Annotated in this window: 15 protein-coding genes and 1 tRNA gene; 8 read left to right on the top strand and 8 right to left on the bottom strand. The window is 61.6% G+C overall.

All coding sequences use genetic code 11. From position 1 onward, the window contains the following. Nucleotides 1-176: 176 nt before the first annotated feature. Nucleotides 177-407, top strand: a complete 231-nt coding sequence (locus AC245Y_RS18800) for a hypothetical protein (protein WP_017995173.1) — start codon at nt 177-179, stop codon at nt 405-407. 58 nt (nt 408-465) lie between these two features. Further along, entirely contained in the window at nt 466-657 is a 192-nt protein-coding gene (locus tag AC245Y_RS18795) for a hypothetical protein (protein WP_017995172.1), read from the top strand. Between the two features lie 60 nt (nt 658-717). Here the strand turns inward: AC245Y_RS18795 and AC245Y_RS18790 are convergent, their stop codons facing one another. Further along, entirely contained in the window at nt 718-1,230 is a 513-nt protein-coding gene (locus tag AC245Y_RS18790; RefSeq protein ID WP_026157474.1) for an MgtC/SapB family protein, read from the bottom strand. 231 nt (nt 1,231-1,461) lie between these two features. Between AC245Y_RS18790 and AC245Y_RS18785 the strand changes: the two genes are divergently transcribed. After that, nucleotides 1,462-2,187, top strand: a complete 726-nt coding sequence (locus tag AC245Y_RS18785; protein WP_026157473.1) for a hypothetical protein — start codon at nt 1,462-1,464, stop codon at nt 2,185-2,187. A 154-nt stretch (nt 2,188-2,341) separates the two neighbouring features. Here the strand turns inward: AC245Y_RS18785 and AC245Y_RS18780 are convergent, their stop codons facing one another. The 4 genes from AC245Y_RS18780 to cpdR1 all read right to left on the bottom strand — a co-directional run bounded on the left by AC245Y_RS18780 (nt 2,342) and on the right by cpdR1 (nt 3,859). After that, nucleotides 2,342-2,836, bottom strand: coding sequence for a hypothetical protein (locus AC245Y_RS18780; RefSeq protein WP_012758959.1), 495 nt, complete (start codon nt 2,834-2,836; stop codon nt 2,342-2,344). A 123-nt stretch (nt 2,837-2,959) separates the two neighbouring features. Continuing rightward, nucleotides 2,960-3,154, bottom strand: a complete 195-nt coding sequence (locus AC245Y_RS18775; RefSeq protein ID WP_012758958.1) for a hypothetical protein — start codon at nt 3,152-3,154, stop codon at nt 2,960-2,962. A gap of 184 nt (nt 3,155-3,338) precedes the next feature. Further along, nucleotides 3,339-3,413: transfer RNA gene (locus AC245Y_RS18770), tRNA-Val, on the bottom strand. Between the two features lie 83 nt (nt 3,414-3,496). Further along, nucleotides 3,497-3,859, bottom strand: a complete 363-nt coding sequence (gene cpdR1, locus AC245Y_RS18765) for a response regulator CpdR1 (protein WP_003542883.1) — start codon at nt 3,857-3,859, stop codon at nt 3,497-3,499. A gap of 187 nt (nt 3,860-4,046) precedes the next feature. On the opposite strand from cpdR1, the gene AC245Y_RS18760 reads away from it, so the two are divergent. Both AC245Y_RS18760 and hisN read left to right on the top strand, forming a co-directional pair. Further along, nucleotides 4,047-4,928, top strand: a complete 882-nt coding sequence (locus AC245Y_RS18760) for an N-formylglutamate amidohydrolase (protein WP_017995168.1) — start codon at nt 4,047-4,049, stop codon at nt 4,926-4,928. Between the two features lie 276 nt (nt 4,929-5,204). After that, nucleotides 5,205-5,978: a histidinol-phosphatase gene (gene hisN / locus AC245Y_RS18755; RefSeq protein ID WP_017995167.1), complete on the top strand. Its 774-nt coding sequence runs from the start codon at nt 5,205-5,207 to the stop codon at nt 5,976-5,978. 48 nt (nt 5,979-6,026) lie between these two features. Here the strand turns inward: hisN and AC245Y_RS18750 are convergent, their stop codons facing one another. Beyond that, nucleotides 6,027-7,001 carry an alpha/beta fold hydrolase gene (locus tag AC245Y_RS18750; protein ID WP_012758955.1) on the bottom strand — a complete coding sequence of 325 codons (975 nt, stop codon included), beginning with the start codon at nt 6,999-7,001 and terminating at the stop codon, nt 6,027-6,029. 406 nt (nt 7,002-7,407) lie between these two features. On the opposite strand from AC245Y_RS18750, the gene AC245Y_RS18745 reads away from it, so the two are divergent. Beyond that, nucleotides 7,408-7,878 carry an Hsp20 family protein gene (locus AC245Y_RS18745; RefSeq protein ID WP_012758954.1) on the top strand — a complete coding sequence of 157 codons (471 nt, stop codon included), beginning with the start codon at nt 7,408-7,410 and terminating at the stop codon, nt 7,876-7,878. Nucleotides 7,879-8,042: 164 nt separating this feature from the next. On the opposite strand, the gene AC245Y_RS18740 is transcribed toward AC245Y_RS18745, so the two are convergent. Continuing rightward, nucleotides 8,043-9,092, bottom strand: coding sequence for a bile acid:sodium symporter family protein (locus AC245Y_RS18740; RefSeq protein ID WP_017995164.1), 1,050 nt, complete (start codon nt 9,090-9,092; stop codon nt 8,043-8,045). A 45-nt stretch (nt 9,093-9,137) separates the two neighbouring features. Between AC245Y_RS18740 and AC245Y_RS18735 the strand changes: the two genes are divergently transcribed. Continuing rightward, entirely contained in the window at nt 9,138-9,992 is an 855-nt protein-coding gene (locus AC245Y_RS18735; RefSeq protein WP_017995163.1) for a LysR substrate-binding domain-containing protein, read from the top strand. Between the two features lie 54 nt (nt 9,993-10,046). On the opposite strand, the gene AC245Y_RS18730 is transcribed toward AC245Y_RS18735, so the two are convergent. Then, nucleotides 10,047-11,099 carry a threonine aldolase family protein gene (locus tag AC245Y_RS18730; protein WP_012758951.1) on the bottom strand — a complete coding sequence of 351 codons (1,053 nt, stop codon included), beginning with the start codon at nt 11,097-11,099 and terminating at the stop codon, nt 10,047-10,049. 539 nt (nt 11,100-11,638) lie between these two features. Between AC245Y_RS18730 and gltB the strand changes: the two genes are divergently transcribed. After that, a complete protein-coding gene (gene gltB / locus AC245Y_RS18725; RefSeq protein ID WP_026157471.1) occupies nt 11,639-16,363 on the top strand; it encodes a glutamate synthase large subunit in 4,725 nt (1,574 codons plus the stop codon). Nucleotides 16,364-16,512: the final 149 nt, after the last annotated feature.

Here is a 16,512-nt window from a genome sequence, read left to right as displayed (position 1 = left end):
GCCCGGCACCAAAGTTCCCCCGTCAGCCGATGTCTGGAAGGCTGCAGGATAGGCTCTAGGTAATGAACTTCGCGGGCCAGTCAAGGCCGACAGGTACACCGAGATTGGGCATTTTTTTTTGGAACCATCCTGATACCCGCCCGTTAGGCCCTGGTTGAGCTTAAAAAAGGAGGCCGATGATGCACACTTCGACCCATCTTCCCGACAAACGCACGGAGGCGTCCGACCGCATGAAGCGGTCGAAGCCGAACCGCATGCAGAAGGCGCAGGTGCTGCCGCCGCATCATGTCGACTTGACGCTTACGCCCGGCGTCTACCACGACATTCACGTGCCGGCCCATGTTACCGGCGCCGATCTTTCCAAGGGTGGCCCCGACATCAAGGGCAATGCAGAGACCAAGAAATAACGGCTATTCCGGAAGCCCTTGGGCGATGACAGTAGATTTGAAACAGGGTGAGAAACATATGACGATCAACTTTGTGCCCCGCGAAATCTTCATCCGGCACGAAAATGAATGGAAGGCCGTACGCGAGGCGGCGGACGAGCGCATCAATATCGGCAAACGCCAGAAGCCGCTCTCCGCCATCGGCGGCACCGTGTCGGTTGGTAAAAGCGATCCTTCGGCTACACGCGCTGAATGGCCAACAGCCGAGTGACCCACAGAAGGGCACGCCGACAACACGAGCGCCCGGCATGATGCCGGGCGCTTTGCTTTTCTATTTCTGTTCATCGCGATCGACACGCTGTCCGGAATTAAAGCCGAACCGCTGTTCGAGTTTGCCGAAGGCGAAGAGTACGCAGATGGCGACGATCGTCGTGAAGAAGGCGAGCGGCCAATAGCCGAAGCCCATGGCGAGGCCGATCGCGCCGGAGAGCCACATGCCGGCGCCCGTCGTCAGCCCGTGCACCCGACCTCTTGCAAAGACGATCATGCCGGCGGCAAGGAAGGCGACGCCGGCGGTCACTGCTTCGACGACGCGCAGCGGATCGATGCGCACCTGCTCGTCATCGGTAAAACCCGGCATGTGCACGGCCTCGATCGAGATGATGGCGAAGAGGGCAGCGGCAAGACTAATCAGAATATGGGTGCGGAAGCCCGCCGGGCGGTCGCGTGCCTCGCGTTCGAAGCCGATCAGCCCGCCGAAGACGATGGCGCCGAAGAGGCGGGCGAAGATGACGGGATAGTGGATACGCGACGCCGGTATTATGTCGGCGATGATGAGATCCATGGATTTTTCCCCAGAATAGATGGAATTTTCGCTGGCTAACGTCTGAGCGCGGAATTTGTTCAGCTTTTTTCCCTCATGCGTTTCGGCCGTCCCGTTGGTCTCTCCGGTCCGCGCCGGCGCTTGCATGTCATTGGAGGGAAAGTTCGGCGCACCAGGCATCATCCTGTCGCCGCGCCAACCTTTCGGAAAGGATTGGGCAGCGATAATCCCGGCCTCACGGGAATCGGACAGATGGCCAAGACAGCGACACGCGGCCGCCGCAAGGCGCCGGCCAGAGGAAAGAGCAAAGCGCGCAGCAGCGGTGGCGGATTGCTGCCCTGGGCGGTGATCGGAATTGCCGCGATCGGCGGCATCGTCGCCCACGACCATTGGAAGAGCATCCAGCCGATGCTTGCAAGGCAATCGACATCGATCACGCGGGAAACGGCGGAGCCGAGGCCCGTCGTCAGGAAGGACGTGCCGCCGAAGCAGGTGGCGCTTGCCGCACCCACGCCGAAAGTCGCAGTGCCGCTGCGACAGTCGCAATCGCTGCCGCCGGCCACGATCCCGACGCCGATGATCCAGCCGATAAAGGCAGTGCCGTCACCGGCCTCTCCGGCCGTTTCGGAAACCGGGACGGTTGCCTTCGGCTATTGCGGGCAGGGCGCCCATATCAATTGCGTCAGCGACGGCGGCGTCTTCTGGTACAAGGGCGAAAAGATCGTGATTGCCGACATGGCAAGCCCGGTGGTCGACCAAGCGCGCTGTGACGGCGAGCGCCGAGTGGCCTTTGCCGCCAAGTCGCGGCTGCTGGCGCTTCTGAACGCCGGACCCTTCACCATGAATGCCGCGGGCAAGAGCGAGCCCTCTGGCGCGCCGCGCGTCATCTCGCGCGACGGGCGCTCTTTCGGCGCGCAGCTGATCAACGAGGGACTGGCACGCAAGCCAGGGGCCGCCGGCGGCGCCTGGTGCGCCTGACAGCAATTCAAAATGCTACAGCGTCCTTTGCGCGTCTGAAAAGACGCGCGGCGCTGTAGAGCATTTCCATTCTCGAATGCATGGAAAAGCTCTCTTTGTTTTCACGCGATTCCGGACGAAAAACCGCTGCGCAGTTTTGCAGGGATTGCTCTGGCTACTTACCCTTCTTCACCAGCTTGCCGCCGGTGCGGAAGCTGCCGGTAAACGAGGAATCTTTGCTTTCGGCGGTGCATTCGATCGCGATCGGCTTGCCGGCATAGGGATTGCCGAAGGTGCAGAAGCCGGCGACCTTGACCTCTCCGGTCATCTTGTTGCCGACACCCGTGGTGACGAGGCTGAGCGGCAGGCGGGCATTACCGTTGGAGGCAGGCTTGATGCCGCTGCCGTCGCCTTGGAAGCCGAGCGCCTTGCCGTCCGAGGTGAAGATGAAGGTCACCAAGCCATTGGCCAGCGTGACGCTGGCAAGCTCGTTCTTGCAGCCCTTGGTGGCGTCGAATTTGGCAACGACCAGCTTGGCGCATTTGCCGGAAAGGGTAATGACGCCGGGCGCACCGGGAAAGGTCTCGACGGGCGCGGCCGGCGCGGCAGAGGCCGGCAAGGCAAGGGCGGCGGAAAAAATTGCGGCGGCTGCCGATGCGAAAAGTCTCATTCTCTGTCTCAACCCCATCTGTCTGCGACGGCGAATCGGCCGTGCACTGGATAGCCAGGCATTGGCACTCTTCTGTGACTTATTTTGGTCCTACCCGGCGGATGCTCGACATCAAACAAGGCGTTAGGGACTTTTGAAGTCGTCCCAGAGGATCGCTGCCCCAGCCGCAAATATCGTGATCGGGATCAGCCAAAGCTTGATGCTGATGGGCTCGACGACATGAAACTGCATATAACCGAAACCGAGGAGGCCAGCCCCAACCAGGGCGACGCCGAGGATGATGGATATCGCTTTCCGTGTCCGCGTCCTTTGCGTCATACGTCCCTCAATTTGCCACGTGTGGGGCTATCCCACAGCCAATTGAATCCGGCCCGGATCATGGCCCGGGCCAATCATGTGCAAACCCTCGCTCCGCAAAGTGCCGGATCTGGAGCGCGGGCCAGCCTCAAGAATTAGAAAATCCCCAAGGCGGGGATTTCTCAACAATGTCAGGGGGATCGGATGGTGGGCGTGACAGGGATTGAACCTGTGACCCCTACGATGTCAACGTAGTGCTCTCCCGCTGAGCTACACGCCCATCCGATGGCGGCGCATAGATCACAAAACCTTCGGAGCCGTCAATAGGCTTTTTTCAGTTTTGTGACGCGCCGCCCGCAGGCCTTACGCGGCAAGCATCTTGTTGACCTCGTCGACGAGATCGCGCAGGTGAAAAGGCTTGGAAAGGACCTTGGCATCCTTCGGCGCCTTCGAATCAGGGTTCAGCGCCACGGCGGCAAAACCGGTGATGAACATCACCTTCAGGTCGGGGTCGAGTTCGGTGGCGCGTCGCGCCAGCTCGATGCCGTCCATCTCGGGCATGACGATATCGGTCAGCAGCAAGGAAAACGGCTCCTCGCGCAGCCGGTCATAGGCGCTGGCGCCATTGTCATAGGAAAGGACCTTGTAGCCGGCCTTTTCGAGCGCCTTCACCAGGAAGCGGCGCATGTCGTTGTCGTCTTCGGCGAGAAGTATCTTCTGAGTCATCAATCCAGACCGCGATCCATAGGTTTTTGGTGGGCTGCCAGCCGTTTACACTAGTCTTTACCCGGTAAACAACCGGTGAATTGTCTGTGCGTGACCGCCATCCCTTCTACATAGTATGGACTTGCGGCCGGGCAACTGGCAACATGGGCCAAGCAGTCAGTTCATGACATGGTAAAGAGGGCCGAAAGTGCCGGAAATACGCGAATACGAGCTTTTTGAGGTTCATGAGCCCGTGTCGCAGACCATTCCCTTCGTCTACAACTCCCCCCATAGCGGCCGCATTTATCCACCGGAATTTATCGCCCAGTCCAGGCTGGAGGGCATCGCCATCCGCCGTTCCGAGGATCACTATGTCGACGAGCTCTTCGGCTCGGCCGTCGCACTCGGCGCGCCGCTTCTGGCGGCCAACTTTCCGCGCGCCTATCTCGACGTCAATCGCGAGCCCTACGAGCTCGATCCGCGGATGTTCGACGGGCTGCTGCCGCCCTATGCCAATGTCAATTCGCTCAGGGTCGCCGGCGGGCTCGGCACCATTCCGCGCATCGTCGCCGAAAACATGGAGATCTATGCGCGGCGCCTGCCGGTGCAGGAGGGGCTCGACCGCGTCGAGGCGGTCTACAAGCCCTATCATGCGGCGCTCCGCCGGCTGATTGCGCGAACGCATGTGCAGTTCGGCTTCGGCGTGTTGATCGACTGCCACTCGATGCCCGGCAATGTGCGCGTTGCCGGCAGCACTGCGCGACCCGATTTCATCATCGGTGATCGCTACGGCACCAGCGCTTCGGCCGAACTTTCGCGCGCGGCCATCGCCATCCTCGAGGAAATGGGCTTCGCTGCGATCCGCAACAAGCCCTATGCCGGCGGCTTCATCACCGAACATTACGGTCGGCCTTCGCGCGGCCTGCACGCGCTGCAGATCGAAGTGAACCGGGCGATCTACGTCGATGAAGTGACGCTGGAGAAACGCGAGGATTTCGCCGCAGTGGCTGATGCCGTCACCGACTTCATGCAGCAGATGGCGGAATACGTTGAGAAATTTGCCGGCGAGCGGGCGCTGGCCGCCGAATAGCTCTCTTTTTCGATGTCGCCGGCGTCTGGCCTTCGTCTTCCCGGCCAAAAAAAACCGCGCTTGTGAGCGCGGCTAAGTCTAGGGAGGAAACACCCAAGGAGGGTATTTACAGTCAGAAGACTGTATGAAGACGCTACTATTGCATTGCACAAATGTCAAGCAATATATTGCGCTGCGATATCTTTGGGCAGTTAGAGCCAGATTGCCTGCTGCGTTTGCATTCTCGTTGCTTTTCGCTATGAAAAGCGCCATTCCCGCCAGCCAAACGGATCCATCATGTTTCCTGACCGTTCGTTCTTCAACCGCCTGGCGGAAGCCGCCCGAGCCGAGACGCTGCCGCGCTTCCGCTCCGGCCTCGATGTCACGAACAAGCTTTCCTCGGGATTCGATCCGGTGACGGAGGGCGACCGCGCGGCCGAACTCGCCATTCGGGCGCTGATCGAGGAGAATTTCCCTAGCCACGGCATTCTCGGAGAGGAACACGGCAATGTCGGGCTCGACCGCGAATATGTCTGGGTGATCGATCCGATCGACGGCACGCGCGCCTTCATCTCCGGCGTGCCGGTATGGGGAACGCTGATCGGCCTGCAGAAGGCGGGCCGGGCGATCATGGGCATGATCGAACAACCCTTTACCGGCGAGCGTTATTTCGCCGACCAGAACGGCTCGATCTATACCGGGCCGGAGGGCGAGCGGCGTCTGGCGACGCGCCAGTGCGATGCGCTTTCGAACGCCATCCTGTTCACCACCTCGCCGCATCTCTTTGCCGGCGAGGAGATGGAGAAATACCGCGAGATCGAGAGCCAGGTGCGGCTCTTCCGCTATGGCTGCGACTGCTATGCCTATGCGCTACTTGCCGCCGGCCATGTCGATCTCGTCGTCGAAAACAGCCTGAAGCCCTATGACGTCGGCGGCATCATTCCCGTCATCGAGGGGGCTGGTGGCATCATCACCACCTGGGACGGTGGACGGCCGGAAAACGGCGGCTCGATCATCGCCGCCGGCAGCCGGGCAGTCTACGAACAGGCAATCGCCATCCTGCAGCGCTGATCCCAGGGTCAGCAGCGCTGATCCCCCGGTCGGCAAAGCCGATCCGGCTCACGTGCCGAGGGCGGCGACGTCCTGGTTTTCTTCGGCATCGCTGCCGGGAATGAATGCGTGGAAGGCGGCAAGGGCGGCGGCACGGTAGATATCCCGTTCCTGGAAGATCTCGTGCCGGGCGCCGTTGATCGGCACCAGTTGGCCGGCGCGGAAATAACGTGAAAGCCGCTCCTGCGCCGTGTAGGGCACGACCCCGTCGCGCGTCGGCGCGATGACGATGGTCGGGATGGTGATCGAGAAGAGATGATAGGGGGAGGTGACCCGGTCCATCGTGCGGAAAGCCTCGATCAGCCAGCGGGCCGTCGGCGGCCCGAGCGTCAATTCCGGATGAGCCTTCATCATTGCGACATTGCGCTCGAAGCGGTGTTCGTCCGAGGTCAGCGGGTTGTCGCTGAAGTTCGGCTCCTTCGGTTTCGAGGTCAGCGGCAGGAAGCCGAGGCCGACGGCAGCCAGCGTGCCGGCCAGAGCGCGGATGACACGCGGCGAGGCCGACTGGCCGGTCAGGCCGATGAAGGGCGCCGACAGCACCATGCGATCGATACGGGTGGTGAGATAGGGCGCAGCCGACAGCGCGATCAGGCCGCCTGTGGAATGCGCGAGCAGATAGAAGGGCAGGCGGGTATCCGGAAGCACCACCTTTTCGAGGAAGGTGTCGAGATCACGCTCGTAATCGGCAAAGCGGCGGATGTGGCCATGGTTGCGGCTCTTCAGGAGCCGGGGCGAGCCGCCCTGGCCGCGCATATCGAAGGTCGCGACCCAGAGTCCTTTGGCCGTCAGATCGCGGATCGTCTCGAAATATTTCTCGATATATTCGTTTCGGCCGTGCAGGATGACGACGGTGCCCTTGGCAATCTGGCCGCTCGAGCGGAAGACGGCGTATCGCAGCTGCTGGCCGTCATGGGTTTCGAAGAACCCTTCCGTGCGGTTTTCCGGGGCGGGATTATCGGGCGTCGAATAGAGAACCTGATCCATGACTTTGCCAATGCGCCGCTGCTGACTGCTTCGCATCAGGGATAGCGCATGGCATCCGGCTTGGAAAGCGGTGGGGGAAAAGGGCCGGCAGGAGCATGAGGGTGCTCGCGGCCGGCCGAAGTTGAGGCTGAAGAAGAAGGGACGATGCACTTCAGCCATCGGGACCAGATTTCACCCGACGCCTAAATTCCTAAGTGAATGCGCCTGAACGTGCTCCGAACCTGTCGTTCATGCGGGGTTCACGGGCCGATCAAGGCGATTGCAAAAAGGTCTTGAACTCCTCGAATCCCATCACCATCTCCTTTCTGCGGGTGCCGAACAGGGCCTGCGCAACCGTCCCAAGGCCGCCAAAGATGGGGTCTCAGGGGCATTTCATCGCAACACGTCGCTTCCACAGGAGGACATCATGCGTCACGTAGACTTCTCCCCCCTTTATCGTTCGACCGTCGGTTTCGACCGGCTCTTCACCATGCTCGACAGCCTTGCCCAGCCGGAGCAGGCGCAGACCTATCCGCCCTATAATATCGAGCGCACCGGTGAAAACACCTATCGCATCACCATGGCCGTTGCCGGTTTCGACGAGACCGAACTTTCGATCGAAGCCCATGCCCTTGTGCTGTCCGTGAAGGGTGAAAAGAACGAGGAACCTGCCGAAAGCGGCGAGTTCCTCTACCGCGGCATTGCCAAGCGCGCCTTCGAGCGCCGCTTCCAGCTTGCCGATCATGTCGAGGTGACCGCCGCTTCGCTGAAGAACGGCCTGCTTCACATCGACCTTCTGCGCAATATTCCCGAGGCCATGAAGCCCCGCAAGATCGCAATTGCTGCAGAACCGGTCGAGGCTCCGAAGGCCATCGAGGCGCAGATCATCAACGGCTAATCAGATCCTTATCGGATAAAACGAACGGCGCTCCTATGGGGCGCCGTTTTTTATTGCGGCTTAAAGCGTGCCGCGATCTTTCAGATTCGCTCCTCGCGCTTTAGCCATTTATTTTTACGCATGTCGTTGTCGCAAAACCGCTGCACACATTTGCGCGACATGCTTCATGCCGGGCTGGTTGCTTCGTCGATTTCCTTGTCCGTTGCGCGGCGGGCCGCGGCGGCGGCATATTTCTGGGCGATGACGGCGCAGACCATCAGCTGGATCTGGTGGAACAGCATCAGCGGCAGCACGATCGCGCCGATCGACTGGCCGGCGAAGATGACGTTCGCCATCGGCACGCCGCTTGCGAGGCTCTTCTTCGAGCCGCAGAAGGTGATGGTGATCTCGTCGGCCTTGTTGAAGCCCAGCCAGCGGCTGCCGAACATCGTCAGCACCAGGACAATCGCCAGCAGGACCATGTCGGCGAAGATGACGACTGCGATATCGGCAATCGAGAAGGTGTGCCACAGGCCCTCGACCACCGCCGTGCTGAAGGCGAGATAGACGACCATCAGGATCGAGCCGCGGTCGACAGGCATCAGGATCTTCTTCTTGGCGCGGATCCAGTCGCCGATCCAGGGCTGCAGGATCTGGCCGAGGATGAAGGGGGCAAGCAGCTGCAGCAGGATCTGCTTCAATGCGTCGAAGGAGAAGCCGCCATGGCCGCCGACGGAAAACAGCAGGCCGACGAGCAGTGGCGTCAGGAACATGCCGAAGATGTTGGATGCCGAGGCCGAGCAGATGGCGGCAGGCACGTTGCCGCCGGCCATCGAGGTAAAGGCGATCGACGACTGCACCGTCGATGGCAGCACGCAGAGGAAGAGGATGCCGAGATAGAGTGGCTGCGGCAGGATCGTGTCGGGGATCAGCCCGAGTGCCATGCCGAGCAACGGGAAGATGCCGAAGGTGGTCAGCAGGATGACGATATGCAGGCGCCAGTGCAGCAAGCCTGCGATGACCACGTCGCGTGACAGGCGGGCGCCATGCAGGAAGAACAGCAGCGCGATGGCAAGATCGGTGGCGATGCCGAAATAATCCGCGAATGTGCCGCTTGCCGGCAGCACCGAGGCAAGGATGACCGTGCAGATGAGCAGGGTGGTGAATGTATCGGGCAGAAAGCGGCGCATGGCGGTCTCGCGGCGTGATAAAACAGTCATTGTTCTGTCGTCCATTATGATCCAGGATGCAAGTAATAACAGTTATCGAGAAGCTGGATCATGCTGGACCTTTCGCAATTGCGCAGTTTCGTCGCCGTCGAGCAGATGGGCAGTTTCACGCTCGCCGCAGAAAGGCTCGGCCTCGGGCAGTCGACGGTCAGTCAGCACATCCAGCGGCTGGAGGCAGCACTCGGGCGCAGACTGCTGGCGCGCGACACCCATAAGGTGATGTTGACCGGCGACGGCGAGGCGCTGCTGTCGCATGCGCGCGCCATGCTTTCGATCGAGGGACAGGTGCAGTCGCTGTTTAAGAATAACAGCCTGCGTGGCAGTCTGCGGCTCGGCGTGTCGGAGGATTTCGTCACTAGCCAGTTGCCTGCGGTGCTGGAGGATTTCGTTCGTTCGCACCCCTCGGTCGACCTGGAACTGACGGTGGCGCTGTCCGGTGTTCTTTACGAGATGCAGGACAATGGCGAGATCGATCTGGTGCTTGCCAAGCGCCGGCTCGGCGATGCGCGCGGAAAACTCGTCTATCGCGAGCCACTCGTCTGGCTGGCGCGTGATCCCGAGCGTGTGCTTGCCTCCGGCCCCCTGCCGCTGATCGCCTTTCCGCCGCCGAGCGTCACACGGGTGATCGCGCTCGAAGCACTCGGGCGAAACGGGGTGCCGTGGCGGATCGTCTGTACCTGCGGCAGCCTGAGCGGGTTGACGGCGGCGGCGCGGGCCGGGATGGGCGTGCTGGTGCAGCCGCGCAGCATGGCGCCCTCAGGGCTGAAGGAAATCGCTGCGGGAAGACTTCCGGTGCTGGAGGATGTGGAATTCGTGCTGGTGCCGCGCAAGGGCGCGGACCAGGCTCTGGTCTCGGCACTGTCCGACGATATTCTGCAAAAGGTGAGGGGATTGCGGTCGGCGTGAATCCTGCCCGTCACCGAAAGGCCTGCCGGGCCGGCAGGCCTTTCCGGCAGGCGATCAGGCCGCCAAGCACTTCAGGAAACCATCCACGTCCGCTTCCGTGGTCGCGAAGCTGGTGACGAGGCGGATCAGGGTTTCGCTTTCGGAAACGAGCTCGGGGGTTGCCGCCGGGACCGGCCATTCGTAAAACTTCGCGCCCTTTTCCTCAGCAATTTTCACGGCACTCTTGCTGACGACGGCAAAGACTTCGTTGGATGCGGTCGGCCAGGCGAGGCGGGCGGAGTTGCTCGTGCCGATGCCGGCGCGCAGCCGGTCGGCCATGCCGTTCGAATGGCGGGCGAGATCGAGCCAGAGGCCATCTTCGAAATAGGCATCGAACTGGGCGGCGATGAAACGCGACTTGGAGAAGAGCTGGGCAGCGCGTTTGCGGATGAAGGGCATTTCCCGGGCTCGATCCGGATTGAAGAAGACGATCGCTTCGGCACACCAGCAGCCGTTCTTGGTGCCGCCGAAGGACAGCATGTCGACGCCGCGCTTCCAGGTCATTTCGGCCGGGGTGGCGCCGAGTGCGACCAGGGCGTTGGCAAAGCGGGCACCATCCATGTGGAGCGGCAGATTGCGCTTCCTTGATATGGCGGCGATCTCGCCGATCTCCGGCAAGGAATAGACGGTGCCGATCTCAGTCGCCTGGGTGATGGTCACCGCGCTGGCGCGGCCATGATGGACGGCGTCCTCGGGAAAGCTTGCGATCTTCGCCGAAAGCTTCGCCGGATCGATCTTGCCGGCTTCGCCGTCAATGGCAACGAGACGGGCAGCGCCGGAGAAAAATTCCGGCGCGCCGCATTCATCCTCGATCACATGGGCCTCCGAATGGCAGAAGGTGATGCCGCCGGGCCGCTGGACGCTTGCCAGCGACAGGGAGTTGGCGGCCGTGCCGGTGGCGACGAAGAAAACCGAAACCTCGCGCTCGAAGATCTCGGAAAAACGGGCCTCGACCTTCCTGTCGAGATCGCCGGCGCCATAGGCGGCGGCAAAGCCGGTCGATTCCGTCAGCAGACGTTCGGCAATGGATTTGTGGGCGCCGGCCCAATTATCGGAAGCAAAGAACATGGGGGAAACCGTTGGAAAGGAAGGGGTTGGCAAAGTCCGCAGCGGACATTACGCCAAAGCTTCACAGGATCAAGGTTGTCGCCCGCGACACATCACGGAAATTGAACTACGCAATCAATAAACAAAATAATACGTCTCCGCGTAATTTTATTGCGCGATCGCCGCTACCCAGGCAATCTTCCGTCGCAAATTGACGTTTTTTAACGGAGCGCTCTTGCAGAGCCGAATGCTTTCTGGCATAGAACTGATGAATTAGGACAGTGTTGCTGTCCTATTTTGGCCTTTGTGACCGAAGAGACGCCGAAAGCCCTGGAACAGACCGGCTTTCACGCTATAGTTCTTCCGAGCGTCAAGCCTCAAGGGGCGGCGCGCGGAGGCGAATGGCAGGCGCGGAACGCGACGGTTTGCTTTCCTTCAAAGCAGATGTCTGCGGCCGATCTTCACAATGCAACAGCGCTGTCATGCGCCGAACCTATCTTCGGGTTGCGGCGCTGGACGAAAAGCCGCCCGCGGCTCCGCGGGCTTCGACAGGAGGAAAGATGATGACGAAGACGCCATCCATGGAAGTTGACCGGTTTGCTGCTGCTAATCTGCGCGCGACGGCCAATATGTCCAAATCCGCCTCCGGCCTGCCGAAGAAGCAGGGCCTCTACGATCCGCGCAACGAACATGATGCCTGCGGCGTCGGCTTCGTCGCCCATATGAAGGGCCAGAAGTCGCACCAGATCGTCAAGGATGGCCTGTTCATCCTTGAGAACCTGACGCATCGCGGCGCCGTCGGCGCCGATCCGCTGATGGGTGACGGGGCCGGCATCCTGGTGCAGATCCCCGACCGTTTCTTCCGCGAGGAGATGGCCGAGCAGGGCATCACCCTGCCGCCGGTCGGCGAATATGGTGTCGGCCATATCTTCATGCCGCGCGATGAAAAGCAGATCGAGCACTTCAAGAAGGTGATCAAGGACGTCATCACCGAGGAAGGTCAGGTCTTCATCGGCTTCCGCGACGTGCCGGTCGACAATTCCTCGCTCTCCAAGGCGCCGGCCATTGCCGCAACCGAGCCGCATCATGTGCAGGTCTTCATCGGCGCCGGCGAGGATGCCGAAAACAACGACGAGTTCGAGCGCCGGCTGTTCACGCTGCGCAAGGTAATCTCCAACCGCATCTATGACGAGTTCGACGGCGAGGAGAGCAATTTCTATCCGGTGTCGCTGTCGTCGGCGACGGTGGTCTACAAGGGCATGTTCCTGGCCTATCAGGTCGGCGTCTATTACAAGGACCTGTCGGATCCGCGTTTCGAAAGCGCGGTCGCTCTGGTGCATCAGCGCTTCTCGACCAACACCTTCCCGTCGTGGAAGCTCGCACATCCCTACCGCATGGTTGCCCATAACGGCGAGATCAACACGCTGCGCGGCAACGTCAACTGGATGGCGGCGCGCCAGGCGTCGGTCTCCTCGCCGCTGTTTGGCGAGGACATCTCCAAGCTCTGGCCGATCTCCTACGAGGGACAGTCGGACACGGCCTGCTTCGACAATGCGCTCGAATTCCTGGTGCGCGGCGGTTATTCGATGGCGCATGCGGTAATGATGCTGATCCCGGAAGCCTGGGCCGGCAACCAGTCGATGGCCGCCGAACGCAAGGCTTTCTACGAATATCATGCGGCGCTGATGGAGCCGTGGGACGGGCCGGCCGCGGTCGCCTTCACCGACGGCAAGCAGATCGGCGCGACGCTCGACCGCAACGGACTGCGGCCGGCGCGCTACCTCGTCACCAATGACGATCGCGTCATCATGGCGTCCGAAGCCGGCGTGCTGCCGGTTCCGGAAGAGATCATCATCCAGAAGTGGCGCCTGCAGCCGGGCAAGATGCTGCTGATCGACATGGAAGAAGGCCGTATCATCTCAGACGACGAGGTGAAGTCGCAACTGGCGACGGCCCATCCCTATCGCAGCTGGCTCAACCGCACGCAGCTCATCCTCGAAGACTTGAAGCCGGTGGAACCGCGGGCGCTGCGCCGCGACGTGTCGCTGCTCGACCGCCAGCAGGCCTTCGGCTACACGCTCGAGGATACCCGCATCCTGATGTCGCCGATGGCGACGACGGGCCAGGAGGCGATCGGTTCGATGGGCACGGATACGCCGATCTCGGCCATGTCGGAAAAGTCGAAGCTGCTCTACACCTATTTCAAGCAGAACTTCGCGCAGGTCACCAACCCGCCGATCGACCCGATCCGCGAGGAACTGGTGATGAGCCTGGTTTCCTTCATCGGGCCGCGGCCGAACATTCTCGACCATGAGGGCGCGGCCAACGCCAAGCGGCTCGAAGTGCGCCAGCCGATCCTGACCAATGGCGATCTCGAAAAGATCCGCTCGATCGGCCATACGGAAGACCGTTTCGACACCAAGACGCTCGATTTCACCTATGATATCGAGCGCGGCGCCGAAGGCATGCCCGAGATGCTCGACCGGCTCTGCGAGCGCGCGGAAGCGGCCGTCAAGGGCGGCTATAACATCATCGTGCTCTCCGACCGCCAGATCGGGCCGGACCGGATCGCGATTCCCGCATTGCTCGCTACAGCTGCCGTGCATCACCACCTGATCCGCAAGGGGCTTCGTACCTCGGTCGGTCTCGTCGTCGAGACCGGCGAACCGCGCGAGGTCCATCATTTCTGCCTACTCGCCGGCTACGGGGCCGAGGCGATCAACCCGTATCTCGCCTTCGACACGCTGCTCGACATGCATGCCAAGGGCGAATTCCCGAAGGAAGTGGATGCCACCGAAATCGTCTACCGCTACATCAAGGCGGTCGGCAAAGGCATCCTCAAGGTAATGTCGAAGATGGGTATCTCGACCTATCAGTCCTATTGCGGCGCACAGATCTTCGATGCGATCGGCCTGCAGTCGGAGTTCATCGACAAGTATTTCTTCGGAACCGCGACCATGATCGAAGGCGTTGGCCTCGAGGCAATCGCCGCTGAGACCGTCGCCCGCCACACCGCGGCCTTCGGCGCCGACCCGATCCTGGCGACGACGCTCGATATCGGCGGCGAGTATGCCTATCGCATGCGCGGCGAAAGCCATGCCTGGACGCCCGATGCGGTCGCCGCCCTTCAGCATGCCGTGCGCGGCAATGCCGAGGACCGTTACCAGGAATTCGCCGAGATGGTGAACAACTCGGCGCTGCGCATGAACACGATCCGCGGGCTCTTCAAGATGAAGAGCGCCGAGGCACTCGGCCGCACACCAGTATCGATCGACGAGGTCGAGCCGGCGGTCGATATCGTCAAGCGTTTCTCGACGGGGGCGATGTCCTTCGGCTCGATTTCCAGGGAGGCGCATACGACCCTGGCGATCGCCATGAACCGGATCGGCGGCAAGTCGAACACCGGTGAGGGCGGCGAGGAATCCGACCGCTATATGCCGCTGGCCGATGGTTCGATGAACCCGGAACGTTCGGCGATCAAGCAGATCGCCTCGGGCCGCTTCGGCGTCACCACCGAATATCTCGTCAATGCCGACGTGCTGCAGATCAAGGTCGCGCAAGGCGCCAAGCCTGGTGAAGGCGGCCAGCTGCCGGGTCACAAGGTTGACGCGACGGTTGCCAAGACCCGCCATTCGACACCGGGTGTCGGCCTCATTTCGCCGCCGCCGCATCACGACATCTATTCGATCGAAGATCTGGCGCAGCTGATCTACGATCTGAAGAACGTCAACCCGACCGCGGATGTCTCGGTCAAGCTGGTCTCGGAAGTCGGCGTCGGCACGGTCGCCGCCGGCGTCGCCAAGGCGCGCGCCGACCATATCACGGTCGCCGGCTTCGACGGCGGTACGGGTGCGTCGCCGCTGACGTCGCTCAAACATGCCGGCAGCCCTTGGGAAATCGGCCTTGCCGAGACTCAGCAGACGCTGGTGCTGAACGGCTTGCGTTCGCGCGTCGCCCTGCAGGTGGACGGCGGGCTGAAGACAGGCCGCGACGTCATCATCGGGGCGCTGCTTGGAGCCGACGAGTTCGGCTTTGCCACCGCGCCGCTGATTGCCGCCGGCTGCATCATGATGCGCAAGTGCCATCTCAACACCTGTCCTGTTGGTGTGGCGACCCAGGATCCGGTGCTGCGCAAGCGCTTCAAAGGCGCGCCGGAGCATGTCATCAACTATTTCTTCTTCGTCGCGAACGAGGTGCGCGAAATCCTCGCCTCGCTCGGCTTCACCCGGGTTGACGAGATCATCGGCGCCTCGGAGCTGCTGGAGAAGGACGAGATGCTGTCGCACTGGAAGGCCAAGGGCCTCGACTTCAGCCGCATCTTCCACAAGGTTGACGCTCCCAAGGAAGAGACCTTCTGGACGAGCCGGCAGAAGCACCCGATCGACGACATTCTCGACCGCGTGCTGATCGAACAGGCGCAGCCGGCACTGACGGCCAAGACACCCGTCGCCTTCGAGGTCGGCATCAAGAACGTCGACCGTTCGGTGGGCGCGATGCTTTCTGGCGAGGTCGCCAAGCGTTATCGCCATCGCGGTCTGAAGGAAGACACGATCAACGTGACACTTCGCGGCACCGCAGGTCAGAGCTTCGGCGCCTTCCTGGCGCGCGGCGTCACCTTCAACCTGATCGGCGACGGCAACGACTATGTCGGCAAGGGGCTTTCAGGCGGCAAGATCATCATCCGGCCGCCGGAGAATTCAAGGATCGTGGCCGAGGACTCCATCATCGTCGGCAACACCGTGCTTTATGGTGCGACCGAGGGCGAGTGCTATTTCCGCGGTGTGGCGGGCGAACGTTTCGCCGTGCGCAATTCGGGCGCGATCGCCATCGTCGAGGGTGTCGGCGACCATGGCTGCGAATACATGACCGGCGGCGTCGTCGTCGTGCTCGGCGCCACGGGCCGCAACTTTGCAGCCGGCATGTCCGGCGGTGTCGCCTACGTGCTCGATGAAACCGGTGATTTCGCCAGCCGCTGCAACATGGCAATGGTCGAGCTCGAGCCGGTGCCTGAGGAGGACGACATGCTGGAAAAGCTGCATCATCACGGCGGTGATCTCATGCACAAGGGACGCGTCGACGTCTCTGGCGACATGACGCGCCATGACGAGGAGCGCCTTTACCAGCTGATCTCCAACCATCTGCATTATACGGGCTCGGCCCGCGCCACTGAGATCCTCGACAACTGGGCCGACTACCGCCCGAAATTCCGCAAGGTCATGCCGGTTGAATACCGGCGTGCGCTCGAGGAAATGGAGCGCAGCCGGATGGGCATCGCGGCGGAATGAATTGCACCGGGACATCCGTCACCAGCTGACTGCAGGTGACGGGTGACGAAAATATCTCGATGACTTGTGACGATTACGCCGACGGCGAAAGCTGTTCAGATCGCCGGATGTCTTCCAGGGGATATGGTCCAATGACGGTCAAGACAAGC

It is taken from the genome of Rhizobium sp. SRDI943, assembly GCF_057653695.1.
The sequence above is the reverse complement of the archived record's forward strand: the minus strand, read 5'-3'. Positions and strand labels throughout refer to the sequence as shown.